We start from the raw sequence: 17,478 nt of genomic DNA, 5'->3' as shown, positions 1-17,478 counted from the left end.
AAATGGATGCCCAACCTGCCGTCCATGGCGAAAAAAGTCAACCAACGCGGTTTTTTCGTCTCCATCCGGTAACTAGTTGATTTGATGCAGATTCTGATTTAGCGTCTATGCTGATTTTTGGATCCTTTTCTAGCCTCAAAGGCTATTTACGTGTTCAGCCCCCGAGGTACCCATGAGTCAGGCGTTTCTCCCTTTCTCCCGCCCCAGTATCGGCGACGAAGAAATCGCTGCCGTCGAGCAAGTATTGCGCTCCGGCTGGATCACTACCGGGCCGAAGAACCTGGCACTGGAAGAACACTTCGCCAACTACGTCGGTTGCCGACATGCCGTGGCACTTTCCTCGGCCACCGGCGGGATGCACATCACCCTGCTGGCATTGGGTATCGGCCCCGGCGATGAAGTCATCACACCGTCGCAGACCTGGGTTTCCACCGCCAACATGATCACCCTGCTGGGTGCCACGCCGGTGTTCGTCGACGTCGACCGCGATACGCTGATGGCCGACGTGGCCTCGATCGAAGCCGCGATCACGCCGCGTACCAAAGCCATCATCCCGGTGCATTACGCCGGTGCGGCATTCGATCTCGATCCGCTCTACGCCCTGGCCGACAAACACGGCATTGCCGTGATCGAAGACGCCGCCCATGCCGCCGGCACGCTCTACAAAGGCCGCCATGTCGGTTCCAAAGGCACGGCGATTTTCTCGTTCCACGCGATCAAGAACATGACCTGCGCCGAGGGCGCCATGTTCGTCAGCGACGATGAAGCCCTGGCCTCGCGGGTACGCATGCTCAAATTTCACGGGCTCGGGGTCGATGCCTACGATCGCCTGACCCACGGCCGCAAGCCCCAGGCCCAAGTGATCGAGCCAGGCTTCAAGTACAATCTGGCCGACATCAACGCAGCGATCGCGCTGGTGCAACTGGAGCGCCTGGACGAGATCAACGCCAAGCGCACTCAACTGGCACAGACCTACCTGCAGCGTCTGGAAGGCTTGCCGGTGCAACCCTTGGCCGTCCCCGCCCATTCGCAAAAACACGCCTGGCACCTGTTCATCCTGCGCATTGATGCCGAGCGCTGCGGGCTGGATCGCGAAGCGTTCATGAAAGCCCTCCAGGAACAGAATATCGGCACCGGTATTCACTTCATTGCAACGCACCTGCACACTTACTACCGACAACGCTACCCGAACCTGTATCTGCCCAACACCGAATGGAATTCGGCGCGGCTGTGTTCGATCCCGTTGTTCCCAGACATGACCACCGAAGATGTCGAGCGCGTCGTCGGTGCCATCGAAAACTGCATGGACAGAAGCCTTTGAGACCTTACCCAATCAACTTCGTTTCGATCGTCATTCCGGTCTACAACGAACAGGAAAGCCTGCCAGAGTTGCTTCGCCGCACCGAAGCGGCGTGCCAGCAATTGACCCATCCCTACGAAATCGTTCTGGTCGACGACGGCAGCCGCGATGATTCCGCGCAGATCCTGGAAGACGCCGCCTCCCGTGAAGGCAGCCCGGTGGTGGCGGTCATCCTCAACCGCAACTACGGCCAGCATGCCGCGATCATGGCCGGTTTCGAGCAGTGCAAGGGCGATGTCGTCATCACCCTCGATGCCGACCTGCAAAACCCGCCTGAAGAAATCCCGCGCCTGGTCGAGCAGGCCGAACTTGGCTATGACGTCGTCGCGACGGTGCGCAACAATCGCCAGGACTCGGCCCTGCGCCGCTGGCCATCGAAGCTGATCAACCTCGCCGTGCAACGCTCCACCGGCGTGGCCATGAGCGACTACGGCTGCATGCTGCGCGCCTACCGTCGCACCATCGTCGACGCCATGCTCGCCTGCCGTGAGCGCAGCACCTTCATTCCGATCCTGGCCAACAGCTTTGCCCGCCATACCACGGAAATCCTCGTGACCCACGCCGAGCGTGAACACGGCGACTCCAAGTACAGCCCCATGCGCCTGATCAACCTGATGTTCGACCTGGTCACCTGCATGACCACCACGCCCCTGCGACTGCTGAGCATCGTCGGCGTCGGCATGGCGGCCCTGGGCATGCTGTTCGCCGTTGCGCTGGTCCTGTTGCGCCTGGTGTTCGGCGCCGGCTGGGCCGGTGGCGGTACCTTCGTGCTGTTCGCCGTGCTGTTCGTCTTCACCGGTGGTCAATTCATCGGCATGGGCCTGCTGGGTGAATACCTGGGCCGCATGTACAGCGACGTGCGCGCACGTCCGCGCTTCTTCATTGAAAAGGTGCTGCGTAGCCAGCCCGCCTCCCCAACTTCCGCTGTTGTTGTCGACGGCCTAACTTCCACTTCTTCAGATCAGGTTCCTTCATGAGTGCAAAAGCTGTTGTCTTCGCCTATCACGATATTGGCTGCGCCGGCATCGAATCCCTGCTTTCCTCCGGTTTCGAGATCGCTGCGGTGTTCACTCACGCCGACGATCCGAAGGAGAACGCGTTCTACGGCTCCGTCGCGCAACTGTGCGCGCGCCACGGCATTGCCGTGCATGCACCGGAAGATGCCAACCATCCGCTGTGGATCGAGCGTATCGCCAAGCTCGACCCCGACTACATTTTCTCCTTCTACTACCGCAACCTGCTGAGCGAACCACTGCTGGCCACTGCGCGCAAAGGCGCGTTCAACCTGCACGGTTCCCTGCTGCCACGCTACCGTGGTCGCGCACCGGCCAACTGGGTGCTGGTCAACGGCGAAACCGAAACCGGCGTGACCCTGCACCGCATGGTCAAGCGTGCCGATGCGGGCGCCATCGTTGCCCAGCAGAAAGTCGCGATCGAACGCAGCGATACCGCGCTGAGCCTGCACGGCAAATTGCGCACAGCGGCCTCTGACCTGCTGCGCGACACCTTGCCGACGCTGCTGCAAGGCAAGGCCACTGAAACACCGCAAGACGAATCCAAAGCCACGGTGTTCGGCCGTCGCACCCCGGCCGACGGCAAACTGGTCTGGGCCAAGCCGGCCGAAGAACTGTTCAACCTGGTCCGCGCCGTTACCCAGCCATACCCGGGCGCCTTCTGCGCGGTGGGCGAGCACAAGCTGATTGTCTGGAGCGCCGAAGTCGCCAAGGGCAACGAAGGCCTGGCGCCGGGCCGCGTCATCAGCGTCGACCCGCTGCGCATCGCCTGCGGTCAAGACTCGCTGATCATCAACGCCGGCCAGCGCAACGACAACGGTCTGTACCTGAGCGGCCCGCAACTGGCCAACGAGTTGGGCCTGGTGGACGGTTCCGTGCTGCGCGGCGCCGAATCCGGTCGCGCCCCGCGTCGCACCCGCGTGCTGATCCTCGGCGTCAACGGTTTCATCGGCAACCACTTGTCCGAGCGCCTCCTGCGTGACGACCGCTACGAAGTCTACGGCCTGGATATCGGTTCGGACGCCATCGAGCGCCTGCGCAGCCACCCGAATTTCCACTTCGTCGAAGGCGACATCAGCATTCACTCCGAGTGGATCGAATATCACATCAAGAAATGCGATGTGGTGCTGCCGCTGGTGGCCATCGCCACGCCAATCGAATACACCCGTAACCCGCTGCGTGTATTCGAACTGGACTTCGAAGAGAACCTGAAACTGGTTCGCTACTGCGTCAAGTACAACAAGCGCGTGATCTTCCCGTCGACCTCGGAAGTCTATGGCATGTGCCAGGACCCTAACTTCGACGAAGACAACTCCAACCTGGTCGTCGGCCCGATCAACAAGCAGCGCTGGATCTACTCGGTCTCCAAGCAACTGCTGGACCGCGTGATCTGGGCTTATGGCCAGAAGGGTCTGAACTTCACCCTGTTCCGTCCGTTCAACTGGATGGGCCCACGTCTGGACCGCCTGGATTCGGCCCGTATCGGCAGCTCCCGCGCGATTACCCAGCTGATCCTGAACCTGGTGGAAGGTACGCCGATTCGCCTGTTCGACGGTGGCGAGCAAAAACGCTGCTTCACCGACATCGCCGACGGTGTGGAAGCACTGGCGCGGATCATCGACAACGACAACGATGTCTGCAACGGCCAGATCATCAACATCGGCAACCCGGATAACGAGGCCAGCATCCGTCAGCTGGGCGAAGAGCTGCTGCGTCAGTTCGAAGCTCACCCGCTGCGGGCCAACTTCCCTCCGTTCGCCGGTTTCCGCGACATCGAGAGCAAGGCGTTCTACGGCACCGGTTACCAGGACGTGTCGCACCGCAAGCCAAGCATCGCCAACGCCAAACGTCTGCTTGACTGGACGCCGACCGTTGAGATGAGCGAAACCATCGGCAACACCCTGGACTTCTTCCTCCGTGAAGCCATGCTCGAAATCGCGGACAAGCGCTGATGCAGGCGGGACTGCGGATTGATGTCGACACCTACCGAGGCACCCGTGAAGGGGTGCCCCGGTTGCTGGAAATCCTTGATGAAGCACAGGTCAAGGCGACGTTCTTCTTCAGTGTCGGGCCGGACAACATGGGGCGCCACTTGTGGCGCCTCATCCGTCCACAGTTTCTCTGGAAAATGCTCCGTTCCAACGCAGCCGGCCTGTATGGCTGGGACATTCTGCTGGCCGGTACCGCATGGCCCGGAAAACCGATCGGCCGCGACCTGGGGCACCTGATGCGCCAGGCCCGGGATGCCGGGCATGAGGTGGGTTTGCACGCCTGGGATCACCATGGCTGGCAGGCCAATGCCGGGACCTGGAGCGACGCGCAACTCATCGAACAGATCCGCAAGGGTGTAGACACGCTCAGCGACATTCTCGGCGAGAAAGTCGACTGCTCGGCGGTTGCCGGCTGGCGTGCCGACGAGCGCGTGATCGAAGCCAAGCAGGGCTTCGGCTTTCGCTACAACAGCGATTGTCGTGGCCAGAGTCTGTTCCAGCCGCGACTGGCCAATGGGCAGTTGGGTACGCCGCAAATCCCGGTGGACCTGCCGACCTTCGACGAAGTGGTCGGTCCGAGCGTCGCAGCCAAAGATTTCAACAGTTTCATCCTGGACCGGTTCACCCCGGAAAAACTCAACGTCTACACGATCCATGCCGAGGTAGAAGGGATTCTGATGGCCAACGATTTCCGTCAACTGCTGAGCGATGCGCGTCAGCGGGACATCCGTTTTCAACCCTTGGGCGACTTGTTGCCCCAGGCCCCTGACAGTTTGCCGATCGGGCGCGTGGTACGCGGTGCGCTCGAAGGTCGCGAAGGCTGGCTGGGAGTGCAAGGCGCATGAGCAAACGCTGGGCTTTGCCGTTATTGCTGGCCTTGATGGCGCTGGCGTACCTGCTGCCGCTGGGCAGTCACGGCTTATGGATTCCCGACGAAACCCGCTACGCCCAGATCAGCCAGGGCATGCTCCTGAGCGGCAACTGGGTGTCGCCGCATTTCATGGACGTGCGCTATTTCGAAAAACCCGCAGCCGGCTACTGGATGATCGCCATGGGTCAGGCGCTGTTCGGCCAGAACCTGTTCGGGGTGCGCTTCGCCTCGGCGCTAAGCACCGGTCTGGGCGTGCTGCTGTGCTATCTGATCGCCCGCCGGATGTGGAACGAGCCGCGCAAGAGTTTCGCCTGCGCCCTGCTCTACATGAGCTTCACGGTCATTGCCGCTTCGGCGGGGTATGCCAACCTCGATCCGCAATTCACCTTCTGGGTCAACCTGAGCCTGGTGGCGCTATGGTTCGCGCTCGACAGCACGAGCCGTGGGCAACGCCTGGTCGCGTGGGCGGTGCTGGGTCTGGCTTGCGGCATGGGCTTCATGACCAAGGGCTTCCTGGCCTGGCTGTTGCCGGTGTTGATCGCCCTGCCCTGGATGATCTGGCAAAAACGCTGGCGTGAACTGCTGGTCTACGGCCCCGTGGCGGTGGTGGTCGCCATCGTCGTCAGCCTGCCGTGGGCACTGGCAGTACACGCCCAGGAGCCCGACTACTGGCGATTCTTTTTCTGGCACGAGCACATCCGCCGTTTTGCCGGGGACGATGCCCAGCATGATGCGCCGTGGTGGTACTACCTGCCGTTGCTGGTGGCGTTCAGCACGCCATGGGTTGCCTTGCTGCCACCGGCGCTCAGGCAAGCCTGGCAAACCCGACGCCAGTCCAATATCGCGTTCCTGCTGCTGTGGCTGTGGATGCCGTTGTTCTTCTTCAGCCTCAGCAAGGGCAAGTTGCCGGCCTACATCCTGCCGTGCATGCTGCCCCTGGCCTTGTTGCTCGGCCATGCACTGGCTGACCGATTGAAGCTGGAGCAAGGTCGCACCCTGGGCATCAACGGCCTGCTGAACCTGGTGGTGGGTGTGGTCACCCTGCTGGCCCTGGTTTACCTGCAATTGAAAAAGCCGATTTACGATCATGAACTGCACAACCTGGTGTTGGTGTTCATCGGTTTGATCGGCTGGATCATGGCCAACCTGCTGCAAGCCTTCCGCCCGTTGCAGTGCTGGGCCGCGCCGGCTTTTGGCAGCCTGTTGCTCGCCGCCTTGCTGCCCGCCGGACTGCCCAACTCCGTCGTCGCCAATAAGACCCCTGACCAATTCATCCTCGATCACGCCCAGGAACTTGGCCAGAGTGCCAAATTGTTGAGCAACGATCTGGGGGCCGCGTCGGCTTTGTCCTGGCGGGTGAAACGGCCGGAGGTGGCTTTTTTCAACACGATAGGCGAATTGAAATATGGCCTTGCCTATCCTGACTCGCTTAAGCAGCGCGTCAACTCCGATCAGGTGCAACAGTGGATGCACGACGCCCGCCAGCAAGGCTCGGTGGGTGTGGTCATGCGGGTCAAGGGCGAAGAAGAGCTGCGCGAACTTGATCAGTTGCCTAAGGAAGGCAAGCGATACGAACAAGGCAATCTGGTGATTTTGATCATTCCACAGGCGACACCATGAGCCTGCTATTGCTACTGGTGGCCTGTCTGTTGACCTGCCTGGGCCAGATTGCCCAGAAATATGCGGTAGAAAGCTGGCGCGGCCAACCATCCGGCTGGGTGGACAAACTGCGCTCGCCCTGGCTTTGGCTGGCCCTGGCCTCTTTGGGTCTGGGCCTGCTGGTGTGGCTGCTGGTGCTGCAACGCCTGGAAGTCGGGGTTGCCTACCCGATGCTGAGCCTGAACTTCGTGCTGATCACCCTGGTGGCGCGTTTCGTGTTCCACGAAACCATCGACCGTCGCCACTGGCTGGGTGTAGCGCTGGTGATCGGCGGCGTGGCACTGCTGGGACAACACACATGAACCTGAGTCGCGGTATTACCTTCGCACTGGGCAGCGTGTTGCTGGTGAGCGCCGCCCAACTGGGCATGCGCTGGAGCATGAGTCACCTGCCACAACCCGAACAATGGCTCAGCGCTCACATCGACCTGACAGCGATTGCCGTGGTGCTCCTGGCCATCTTCGCCTACGCCCTGTCGATGCTCTGCTGGCTCGTCGCCCTGCGGGACCTGCCCCTGGGCCGCGCCTATTCGCTGCTGAGTATCAGCTACGCGCTGGTGTACCTGCTGGCCGCCAGCCTGCCGCTGTTCAACGAAACATTCAGTCTTACGAAAAGCCTTGGCGTGGCATTGGTCATCCTCGGCGTCATTACCATCAATTCTCGACCTGCTCGTGCGCCCGAATCAAGGAGTGCCCCATGAAAATCAGTGTGTTTGGTAGCGGTTATGTTGGCCTGGTGCAGGCAGCGGTATTGGCGGAAGTCGGCCACGACGTGGTCTGCATGGACGTGGACGAGAAAAAAGTCGAGCTGCTCAAGCAGGGCCACGTGAGTATTTTCGAACCCGGGCTGGCCAGCCTGGTACGCGAAGGCCTGGATGCCAAGCGGTTGCAGTTCACCAACGACGAAAAATTCGCCGTTCAGCATGGTGAGGTGCTGTTCATCGCAGTGGGTACGCCGTCCCGGGAAGATGGATCGGCGGATCTGCGTTACGTCATGTCGGTGGGCGAGGCCGTGGCACGCCATCGCGAAAAACCGGCCATCCTGGTGGAAAAATCCACCGTGCCGGTCGGTACCGGCGACGCCCTGCGCGCGCACATGGACAAATACCTGGCCGAGGCCGGACGCGCGCTGCAGTTCGACATCGTCTCCAACCCGGAATTCCTGAAAGAGGGCTCGGCCGTCTCCGATTGCCGTCGCCCGGACCGTATCGTCGTGGGCTGCGAGCGCGAAGAAGTGCGTGAGGTGATGCGTGACCTGTACTCGCCCTTCAACCGCAACCATGAACGCATCATGTTCATGGACCTGCGCAGCGCCGAGCTGACCAAGTACGCCGCCAACTGCATGCTGGCGACCAAGATCAGTTTCATCAACCAGATCGCCGAACTGGCTGAACACCTGGGCGCCGATATCGAATCGGTACGCCTGGGCATCGGCGCCGACTCGCGCATTGGCTACCACTTCATCTATCCCGGTTGCGGCTACGGTGGCTCGTGCTTCCCCAAGGACATGCGCGCCCTGATCCACAGCGCCGAAGAGGCCCATTGCTCCAGCGACCTGCTGCAAGCGGTGGAAGCCATCAACGAGCGGCAGAAACACAAGCTGTTCGAGCGCATCAACGCGTTCTACAAGGGCGACTTGCGTGGCAGGACCTTTGCCTTGTGGGGCCTGGCGTTCAAGCCAAACACCGACGACATGCGCGATGCGCCGAGCCGGGTGTTGCTCGAATCCTTGTGGGCCGCCGGGGCGAATGTCCGCGCGTTCGATCCGGAAGCCATGCAGGAAACCCAGAAGCTGTATCCCGATGAATCGAAACTGATGCTCATGGGTACGCCCGAGTCGGTCCTGTCTGGCGCCGATGCACTGATCATCTGCACCGAATGGCAACAGTTCAAGGCGCCGGACTTCGAGCTGATCCAGCAGCGGCTCAACGCCCCGGTGATCTTCGACGGCCGTAACCTGTACGACGCGGACCGCCTGGCACGCATCGGCTTCACCTACTTCCCGATCGGCCGCGGCGAGTCGCGCAAATTGCCGATTCCGTACCAGCAATGGTCAACCGAAGCCGTGGTCGCCTGAACCCCATGATCCCTCACATCCGCCAACAGTCCCTTGCGCTGGGTCTGTTGGCGCTGTTGCTGTTCTGCGCCGGGATGTATCAGCAGGCAGCCATCGGTTTCGATTCGCGCTTCGTGCTGTTCGCCCAGGAGATGCTGCGCAATGGACCGTCGTTTTTTCCGACGACCTATGGCCAGCCCTACGCCGACTATTCGGGGCTTTCAACGGTATTCATCTGGCTGCTTTCACTGCCGTTCGGCCAGGTCACCAGCCTGACCGCATGGCTGCCGAGCGCCATCGCCGCAGCGGTCATCGTCACCTTGATGTACCGCCTGCTGGCACCCTACTCCACACGTTGGGCGCTGCTGAGCATCGCCTTGATGCTGTTGACCAACACCTTCATCACCGAAACCCGCGCCGTTTCCCTCGACCTGATGCTGGCGGCCGTCGCGTTCAGCGTGTTCTACCTGGGCTATGCCGCCGATCACTTCGCGGCGCCGCGTCGCTGGGTTCTGATCTTTGCCTTGCTGATGCTGGGTTTCTGGATTCGTGGGCCCATCGGCCTGGTCATTCCTACGGGGATGCTGTGCAGCTATTTTCTGGTCAATCGCCAATGGCGACGGCTGATCGTCTTCGGATTGCTGGCAGCGGTGCTGCTGGCGGTGTGCGTCGGGCTGTTGTTGTGGCTGGCGGACGTCAGTGGCGGCGCGGCCTTCTTGCAGGACGTGATTCGCATGCAGTTCATGGGACGCATGGACGGCAGCGAAGGCTCCAACGAGGTGTTGTATTACTTCACCAGTTCGGTAGGCAACTACTCACTGGCCTGGCCACTGGCAGTGCTGGCGCTGGTGGCGGTCGCCGCTTCCGGCCGACAGCAGTCAGGCCCGGCATTGCGCCTGACGCTGTACTGCGCAGCTGCCGGATTGATCGTGATGGTCGGCCTCTCCGTCCCGCAGGCGAAAAAGGCCCGGTACCTGCTACCGATGCTGCCCATGGCGGCGATCATGGCGGCTTATCCGTTTTACGCCGTGCAAGGTCGGCTGTTCAGTTGGCTGTGTGTGTTGATGCAGGGCTTATGGCTGCTGATCCCGGGGCTGCTGATCGTGACCTTGCTGGTGATACAGCGAAGATTCCCCGAAGACGTGGCCCATCTCACGTCGTTGTTCATCATTCTCGGCGTGCTGCAAGCGATCGCCCTGGCAGCGTTCAAGCAGCCGCGCTGGCGCGCGCAGATTTTCGCTCTTTGCGCGGTCCTGGCGCTTTGGTCGGTCTATATCCTTCAGTTCGAGCCCATCCAGCGACAGCTTTACGACACCCGGACCTTCAGCCACGAAGCGTTTGAACTCGTGCAAAAAGACCCCGCGCCACTGGTGATGCACGCGATGGGCAAGGATGCCAAAGCCATCAAGTTCATGGTCAACATCAATCAAGGCCTGCAACCGGAGTTCACCGATTCACCCCAGGAACTTGACGCCCTCAAGGGCCCGGCGTGGCTAATGATGGACCTGAACGTCTACAAGGCACTCCAAGGCACGGCTATAGGTGCATTGCCACCGGTGTTGAGCGGGCGGTTCGACAAGAACGATTTCGTGCTGCTGCACCTCAAGTAAATCCCGTTGCAACGACCGAGTATTCGACTGCTAGAGTAGCGCTCACGATCGGGCTGATGCCGGCCCGATCGAATAAGGATATTCGCGCCGTGACCAGCTACTCCCCCCTCATTCGCCGCCTGCTGATCTGCTCGCTGACCATCGTCGTCAGCCGCGCCATCACCAGCCCGTTGCTCACACTGTTCGTCAGCGACAAGCTTGGCCTCAACCAGCAGGACGTTGGCTTGCTGCTCGGTGTCGCGGTGTTCATCGCCACCCTGCTCTCCCTCTACGGCGGCTACATCATCGATCGCTTCGAAAAACGTCGGTTGCTGATTCTCTCGATGGCGTCCAGCGCGGTCGGCCTGGTGTTGCTGAGCTTTGCTGAAAACCTCTATCTGACCACGATCACCCTGATCGTCACCGAAACCGCCTCATCGCTGTTCCTCATCGGTTCGAAAGCGATCCTCAGCGACAACCTCCCGGTGGGTCAGCGCGCCAAGGCGTTTTCCCTGAGCTATACACTGACCAACATTGGGTACGCCGTCGGGCCGATGCTCGGTGTACTGATTGCCGGCGCCTTTGCCAGTGCACCCTTCCTGATCGCTGCGGCCATCGCCTTTTTCAGTATTTTCCTGATGACAGGGATCGCGAAGGACCCGGCGCGCTCGCCTGTCAGCGGCCAGGCGCAGAGTTTCCTCAAGACCCTGATCACCCTGAAAAACGACCGCACCCTGATCCTGTTCACCGCCGGTTGCCTGCTCAGCACCGTGGTCCACGGGCGATTTACCTTTTACCTGTCGCAGTACCTGCTGGTGACCAGCAATCCCCGGCACACCATGGAAATCATGGCCGCCCTGCTCGCCTGCAACGCCGTCAGTGTGATTTTGCTGCAATACCAGATCGGGCGATTTCTCAAGCGCGAGCAACTGCGCCAATGGATCGTTGCCGGCACCGGCCTGTTCATCCTCGGACTGATCGGCTTCAGCGTGGCGGACAGCCTGGTGAGCTGGTGCGTGGCGATGTTCATCTTCACCCTCGGTGAAATCATCATTTACCCGGCCGAGTTTCTCTTCGTCGACACCCTGGCTCCCGAAGAACTGCGCGGCAGCTACTACGGCGCGCAAAACCTTGCTGCCCTCGGCGGTGCGCTGAGCCCGGTGATTTGCGGCTTCATGTTGATGCACACTCCGGCGCCGACGATGTTTTATGCCTTGAGTGCACTCGCTGCCCTGGGTGGTTTGCTGTGCTATACAAGTGGCCGCCGAGGTGCTTTAACGCAAAATTAATGCACTGAAAGCTCATTAATATGAATTTGTCAGTAGCGCGATTGAACGTCAAACTGTGCGCGTTCCTCCCCCAACAGTTGGAACACCTTCAAGGGCTTTCTGGGTTCCCCAGCCAAGCCCTTTTTTTGCCTCGATTTTTTCTGCCGGAGTTTTCTCGGAATGCTTGCTCGCTGGTTCCCCGCCGCCATCAACACCCGCCCCACCGAATGGAGCCGCGCCGCCATCGGCATGGCCTTGGGGACACTGATGAGCGTGTGGATCTGTAGCCAGGTGTTCGGCATCGAGGTGGCCCAGCACCTGATAGGCCCGTTGGGGGCATCGGCAGTGCTGTTGTTTGCCGTGTCTTCAGGCGCGCTCGCCCAACCCTGGTCGATTCTCGGCGGTTACTTGAGCGCCGGGGTGGTTGCCTTGCTGGTGGCCCATGTACTGGGCCGAACCCTGGGTAGCGCTTGCCTGGCGGCGGGCATGGCGTTGATCCTGATGTGCTGGCTGCGGTGCCTGCATCCACCGGCCGGTGCATTGGCACTGACCCTGGTGCTGGCCGATCCGGCAACCATTGCCATGGACTGGAGAGCCATTGGACCGGTGATGCTCAGCGCCGCGACGATGCTGCTCTGCGCCCTGGCCTACAACAACCTGACCCGCGTTCGTTACCCCAAGAGTGCCAGCGAAGCGGTGGCCAGGATTCCTGCCGATCATCCGCCGCTCGACCGTCAGGCCATCACCGCCGAAGACCTGAAACTGGCGTTGGCCGACATGGAAGCGTTCTACGACGTCACGCCCGAAGACCTCGAACAGTTGATCCAGGCCAGCCAACTGCACGCCAAACGCCGCAGTGTGGGCGAGGTGCTCGCCCCTCGACTGTAAGTCGCTGTTTTGGAGGTTCTTTTGCCGTGGCCGGGCGGTTCTGGCATCCTGCGCCTCCATTTTCTGACCCGGCCCGCCTTCTGGCACGCAAACCACCATGACCGCCTCCGAAAAAGCCCCCGCTCCACGCCACAGCGACCTGATCTACGGCCTCGATGACCGCCCGCATCTGACCGCCACCGTCTTCGCCGCCCTGCAACACGTGCTGGCAAGTTTCGTCGGCATCATCACCCCGACGCTGATCATGGGCAGTGCCCTGGGCCTGCAAAGCGAAATTCCCTACCTGATCAGCATGGCGCTGTTCGTCTCCGGCCTGGGCACCTTCGTCCAGGCGCGGCGATTCGGCCCGGTGGGCTCGGGCCTGTTGTGCCTGCAAGGCACCAGTTTCTCGTTCATCAGTGTGATTCTCAGTGCCGGCTTCATGGTCAAGGCCCGGGGCGGCGGCGCCGATGAGATTCTCTCGACCATCTTCGGCGTATGCTTTTTTGCCGCGTTCATTGAAGTGGTGTTGAGCCAGTTCATCGGCAAACTGCGCATGCTGATCACCCCGGTGGTGACCGGCACCATCATCACGCTGATGGGCCTATCGCTGATCAAGGTGGCGATGACCGACATCGCCGGCGGCTTCGGTGCACAGGATCTGGGGGCGGCCAGCCACCTGGCCCTGGCGGCGCTGGTGCTGGGCACCATCGTGGTGTTGAACCGGGTGGACGTGCCGTTTCTGCGCCTGGGGGCGATTGTCATCGGCCTGACCCTGGGCTACGTCGTGGCATGGCTCATGGGCCAGGTGGATTTCAACAGCCTGCCCGAAGTACCGCTGATGAGCGTACCGGTACCCTTCAAGTACGGGTTCTCCTTCGATTGGGTGGCGTTCATTCCGGTGGCGGTGATCTTCCTGGTGTCGCCGCTGGAGGCCGCCGGCGACCTCACGGCCAACTCGATGATCTCCCGGCAACCGGTCAAAGGCCCGGTGTACATTCGCCGGATCAAGTCCGGCCTGCTCGCCGATGGCCTCAACTCGGCCATGGCGGCGGTGTTCAACAGCATGCCGATGGTGACCTTCGCCCAGAACAACGGGGTTATCCAGCTCACCGGCGTGGCCAGCCGCTACGTGGCGTTTTTCATTGCCGGATTGCTGGTAGTGCTTGGCCTGTTCCCGATGATCGGCGCGGTGCTGCAACTGATGCCGAAACCGGTGCTCGGCGGCGCGGAGCTGGTGATGTTCGGCACCGTCGCAGTGGCCGGGATCAAGATTCTCGCCGAGGCCGGCCTGCATCGGCGCAACATGCTGATCGTGGCGATTTCCATCGGCATGGGCCTGGGTGTGGCCGCCGTACCGGAAGTCTTGCGTGAACTGCCCAAGGCCCTGCACAACATTTTCGAATCGCCCATCACCGTCGGCGCGCTGTGCGCTATCGTTCTTAATATCTTCCTGCCCGAGGAATTCATCGAACTGGAAGAGGACGAATTCGATCCGGAAGCCTCAGTGCTTCAGGTCATGCAGAACCCCGATGTGACCGCCAGGGATGAACCCGCAATGGCCGCGGTGGTCGCACAGTCGAACCACTAGTCGGACTCAAGGGCTGAGCCGCTGGCGGTTCAGCCTTTTTTCAGATGAGAGCACGTCCATGCGCAGCCTCCACACGGTCCTGATTTCCCTCCTGCTCTGCCTGAGCGCCTGTTCCTCACTGCCCAATCGAGACCCGTTGAAAATCAACGTCGTGGGTGTCGAGCCCCTGCAAGGCGAAGGCATGGAAGTGCGTTTTGCCGTAAAAATCCGCGTGCAAAACCCCAATGACAACATTCTCACCTACAGCGGGGTTGCGTTGGATCTGGACATCAATGGCCAGCCATTCGCCTCCGGCGTCACCGATGAGAGGGGCACAATCGGGCGTTTTTCCGACGTCGTCGTAAGCGTACCGGTCAGCGTTTCGGCGTTGTCGGTGATCCGCCAGACCTATGGCATCAGCCAAATGAAAACGCTGAACAACATGCCCTATATCCTGCACGGCAAGCTCTCGGGTGGGGTGTTCAACACGACGCGTTTCGTGGACAGTGGCACGCTCAATCTGCCGAGATCGACCACTGACAGCCGTTAAACGCCTGCGAAGAAATGCCTATTGCGCCGCAGAGTTCACTCGGTGTCATTGAGTATCAGACTGCGGTAATGCCCCGGATTTGACCCCGACCACTTGCGAAACGCCTTGTAGAACGAACTGACGTCAGCGAACCCCAGCCGCGTGGCGATTTCGCTGAAGCTGATCGAGGGTTCGGCCAGCCAGACAATCGCCAGTTCCTTGCGCACGCCGTCCTTGAGGCCCTGGTAGGTTTGCCCTTCTTCGGCCAGCCGGCGGCGCAAGGTTGAGGCCGACATGCACAGGCGTTGCGCCAGGGCTTCGGTTTCCGGCCAGTGTTCGGCCGGCAAGTGACGCAGGTCGTGTTTGATGCGGCTGGCCAGGCTCTGCGGATCGCGGTACTTCACCAGAATGTTCGCCGGCGCACGGGCCAGGAATCGCTCGAGCTCTTCAGGGCTGCGCTTGATGGGCAGGTCCAGGCAATCGGCGGAGAAAATCATCCGCGTGCGCGGACGGTCGAAACGCAGGTTCTCGGAAAACATAACCTGGTAGTCATCGCAGAAATCCGGTTTCGAACAGCGCAGTTCGATGGCCAGGATCGGAATCCGCCGCCCTGCCAGCCAGCAGGCAACACCATGCACGATCATCCAGTAAGTGAAATAGGTGAAGGCCCGGCGCGGGTCATTGTCGTCCTCCAGCAGGACGATTTCCGCCAGGCTTTGCTGACGCACCAACTGCGCCGGCAAGTGTTCGAGTATCAACGACAGAAACCCCAGGCCACTGGCCACTCCCGCCGCCACGCTGGACTGGAGCATGGCGCTGCGACACAGGAACGCGAAGCTGCCGGATTTCAGTTTGCGCGGGTCCATGCCAAAGAACTCATCATCCCCGCGCCGTGCCAGCAACCGCCACAGGCGCGCATAAGCCGTGGCCGGAACACGGGCGTCGGTGCTGCCCAATAGCAGCGGGTCGATGCCGACCTTGCTCAACACCTCGTCCGTGGCGATTCCTGGCGTGCAGCTTTGCAACAGTGCTTCACGCACCAGTTGAATGGAGATGGTGTCTTTTTCCGACATGGATCGCGGCGAGCCCTGTTCTTGTTCGAGTGGGGGCATATTAGCTGAAACCACCCGCTCAACGCTGATCGAATAACCCTGAGGCAGCGAGCTTGCTCGCGATAGCTTTCCTGAGATCCACCGACTTTACAGAATGCGATAGAGCAGCCTCTCGATCCGCACGCGACTCACACGCTTGAGGAACTTGGCCACGCCCGCCGGGTATTCGACCAGGGTTTCCAGGTTCTGGAAGTGCTCGATTCGCCGGGTGTGCTGGAAGATCTCCGCCAGCTCTTTGCGACGCGGCTCCAGCAGTTCGCCATGGGGATCATCGATCAACAAGGCATTTTCCAGATCGAGTCGAAACGCCCGCGGGTTGAGGTTGTTGCCGGTCAGCAAGGTATAGCGCCGGTCGATCCACATGCCCTTGAGGTGATAGGTGTTGTCGCCATCACGCCACAGGTGCAGGTTCAACTGCCCGCTGTCGATGTTGCGCTGATGGCGCTTGGCAAACCGGCGCAAGCTGATTTCGTACAGGTACGGCAGCGCCGAAATGACCCGGAACGGTTCACTCGGGGGAATGTAGAAGTCGTTGGCCGTCTTGTCGCCGACCACAATGTCGATCTTCACCCCGCGGGCCAGCGCGCGATTGATCTCGCGGATGATCGCCAGCGGCAAGTTGAAGTACGGGGTGCAAATGGTCAGTTGCTGCTGGGCGCTGGCGATCAGTTCGCAGATCACTCGGTTCAGCGGATTGTTCTTGCCGACGCCGAGCAACGGGCTGACAGACAAACCGCTCCTGTCGGTGGTGCCCCGCGTGGTGTCGTACGCCGCGTGCTTGAGGCGGCTGCGCAGGTCACCGATGTCATTGCGCAGGCTGCGGGTGGTCGGCAGGTTCGGCAGGTCGAGGCGGTGCACCGCCTTGGACGCCACCAGGCCATGCTGCACCAGATGCTGCATCGAATCGGCCAGTTCACGATTGTGCAGCAGGTGATAGCGGTCGTAGCGGTACTTGTCGAACTTGTGCAGATAGACGTTGTTCAGGCTCGCGCCGCTGTAGATCACGCAGTCATCGATCACGAAGCCTTTAAGGTGCAGCACACCGAACAGTTCGCGGGTTTGTACCGGGACGCCGTAGATCGGCACTTCGCTGGCATGGGTGCGGGTCATTTCCTGATACCAGGCGGAGTTGCCCGGTTGCTTGCCGGCACCGATCAGGCCGCGCTGGGCGCGCAGCCAGTCGACGACCACCACCACGTCCAGTTCCGGACGCGCCAGTTTGGCCGCGTGCAAGGCATCGAGAATTTCCTGGCCGGCTTCATCCTGTTGCAGGTACAGCGCAACGATGTAAATGCGCCGGGTCGCGCTGGCGATTTTCTCCAGCAGGCAATGACGGAATTCTGCAGCGCCGGAGAGGACGCCAACGGCATCGGCCGCCAGCGGAAAACTGCGCAACTTGGGCAGCAGGGAGCGTTTGAAAAGCGACGGCATAGGGCTCGCAATGGGTCGAATCCGAAGAACCCGAGAGCTTACACCATGCAAAGGTTCGGGTCTTGTTACTGTCTGTAATGTCCCCTTCGCGAGCAGGCTCGCTCCCACAGGAGAATGCATTTCAATGTGGGAGCGAGCCTGCTCGCGAAGACCATTTATCAGA

Annotated in this window: 15 protein-coding genes; 13 read left to right on the top strand and 2 right to left on the bottom strand. The window is 61.0% G+C overall.

Annotated elements, in window-relative coordinates:
• The first annotated feature begins 172 nt into the window (after nt 1-172).
• From arnB to AABM52_RS13960, 13 genes are all read left to right on the top strand, one after another.
• Nucleotides 173-1,321 carry a UDP-4-amino-4-deoxy-L-arabinose aminotransferase gene (arnB, locus tag AABM52_RS14020; protein WP_347912367.1) on the top strand — a complete coding sequence of 383 codons (1,149 nt, stop codon included), beginning with the start codon at nt 173-175 and terminating at the stop codon, nt 1,319-1,321.
• Complete coding sequence (gene arnC / locus AABM52_RS14015) at nt 1,318-2,337, top strand: undecaprenyl-phosphate 4-deoxy-4-formamido-L-arabinose transferase (protein ID WP_347912366.1); 1,020 nt, start codon at nt 1,318-1,320, stop codon at nt 2,335-2,337. Before arnB ends, arnC begins: the two co-directional genes overlap by 4 nt.
• A complete protein-coding gene (gene arnA, locus AABM52_RS14010) occupies nt 2,334-4,325 on the top strand; it encodes a bifunctional UDP-4-amino-4-deoxy-L-arabinose formyltransferase/UDP-glucuronic acid oxidase ArnA (RefSeq protein ID WP_347912365.1) in 1,992 nt (663 codons plus the stop codon). The genes arnC and arnA overlap by 4 nt, the downstream gene beginning before the upstream one ends.
• Nucleotides 4,325-5,209 carry a 4-deoxy-4-formamido-L-arabinose-phosphoundecaprenol deformylase gene (gene arnD / locus AABM52_RS14005; RefSeq protein ID WP_347912364.1) on the top strand — a complete coding sequence of 295 codons (885 nt, stop codon included), beginning with the start codon at nt 4,325-4,327 and terminating at the stop codon, nt 5,207-5,209. Before arnA ends, arnD begins: the two co-directional genes overlap by 1 nt.
• Nucleotides 5,206-6,855 (top strand): lipid IV(A) 4-amino-4-deoxy-L-arabinosyltransferase, encoded by a 1,650-nt coding sequence (arnT, locus tag AABM52_RS14000; RefSeq protein ID WP_347912362.1) that lies wholly within the window; start codon nt 5,206-5,208, stop codon nt 6,853-6,855. Before arnD ends, arnT begins: the two co-directional genes overlap by 4 nt.
• The gene (arnE, locus tag AABM52_RS13995) at nt 6,852-7,196 is read left to right on the top strand and encodes a 4-amino-4-deoxy-L-arabinose-phosphoundecaprenol flippase subunit ArnE (RefSeq protein WP_347912360.1); all 345 of its coding nucleotides are present in this window, start codon (nt 6,852-6,854) and stop codon (nt 7,194-7,196) included. Before arnT ends, arnE begins: the two co-directional genes overlap by 4 nt.
• Nucleotides 7,193-7,594 (top strand): 4-amino-4-deoxy-L-arabinose-phosphoundecaprenol flippase subunit ArnF, encoded by a 402-nt coding sequence (arnF, locus tag AABM52_RS13990; RefSeq protein ID WP_347912358.1) that lies wholly within the window; start codon nt 7,193-7,195, stop codon nt 7,592-7,594. Before arnE ends, arnF begins: the two co-directional genes overlap by 4 nt.
• The gene (locus tag AABM52_RS13985) at nt 7,591-8,970 is read left to right on the top strand and encodes a UDP-glucose/GDP-mannose dehydrogenase family protein (RefSeq protein ID WP_347912357.1); all 1,380 of its coding nucleotides are present in this window, start codon (nt 7,591-7,593) and stop codon (nt 8,968-8,970) included. The genes arnF and AABM52_RS13985 overlap by 4 nt, the downstream gene beginning before the upstream one ends.
• 5 nt (nt 8,971-8,975) lie before the next feature.
• On the top strand, nt 8,976-10,559 hold the full coding sequence (locus AABM52_RS13980; protein WP_347912355.1) for a glycosyltransferase family 39 protein: 1,584 nt from the start codon (nt 8,976-8,978) through the stop codon (nt 10,557-10,559).
• An 89-nt stretch (nt 10,560-10,648) separates the two neighbouring features.
• Complete coding sequence (locus AABM52_RS13975; protein ID WP_347912353.1) at nt 10,649-11,827, top strand: MFS transporter; 1,179 nt, start codon at nt 10,649-10,651, stop codon at nt 11,825-11,827.
• 159 nt (nt 11,828-11,986) lie between these two features.
• A complete protein-coding gene (locus tag AABM52_RS13970) occupies nt 11,987-12,694 on the top strand; it encodes an HPP family protein (RefSeq protein WP_347912352.1) in 708 nt (235 codons plus the stop codon).
• 97 nt (nt 12,695-12,791) lie between these two features.
• On the top strand, nt 12,792-14,264 hold the full coding sequence (locus tag AABM52_RS13965) for a nucleobase:cation symporter-2 family protein (protein ID WP_347912351.1): 1,473 nt from the start codon (nt 12,792-12,794) through the stop codon (nt 14,262-14,264).
• A gap of 58 nt (nt 14,265-14,322) precedes the next feature.
• Nucleotides 14,323-14,793 (top strand): LEA type 2 family protein, encoded by a 471-nt coding sequence (locus tag AABM52_RS13960; protein WP_347912350.1) that lies wholly within the window; start codon nt 14,323-14,325, stop codon nt 14,791-14,793.
• A gap of 35 nt (nt 14,794-14,828) precedes the next feature.
• Here the strand turns inward: AABM52_RS13960 and AABM52_RS13955 are convergent, their stop codons facing one another.
• Together AABM52_RS13955 and pssA are read right to left on the bottom strand one after the other, a co-directional pair.
• Entirely contained in the window at nt 14,829-15,845 is a 1,017-nt protein-coding gene (locus tag AABM52_RS13955) for an AraC family transcriptional regulator (RefSeq protein ID WP_347912349.1), read from the bottom strand.
• Between the two features lie 126 nt (nt 15,846-15,971).
• Nucleotides 15,972-17,315 carry a CDP-diacylglycerol--serine O-phosphatidyltransferase gene (gene pssA, locus AABM52_RS13950; RefSeq protein ID WP_347912348.1) on the bottom strand — a complete coding sequence of 448 codons (1,344 nt, stop codon included), beginning with the start codon at nt 17,313-17,315 and terminating at the stop codon, nt 15,972-15,974.
• Nucleotides 17,316-17,478: the final 163 nt, after the last annotated feature.

The organism is Pseudomonas grandcourensis (assembly GCF_039909015.1).
GTDB classification, from domain to species: Bacteria; Pseudomonadota; Gammaproteobacteria; order Pseudomonadales; family Pseudomonadaceae; genus Aquipseudomonas; species Aquipseudomonas grandcourensis.
This window is presented reverse-complemented; position numbering and strand designations above follow the sequence as displayed.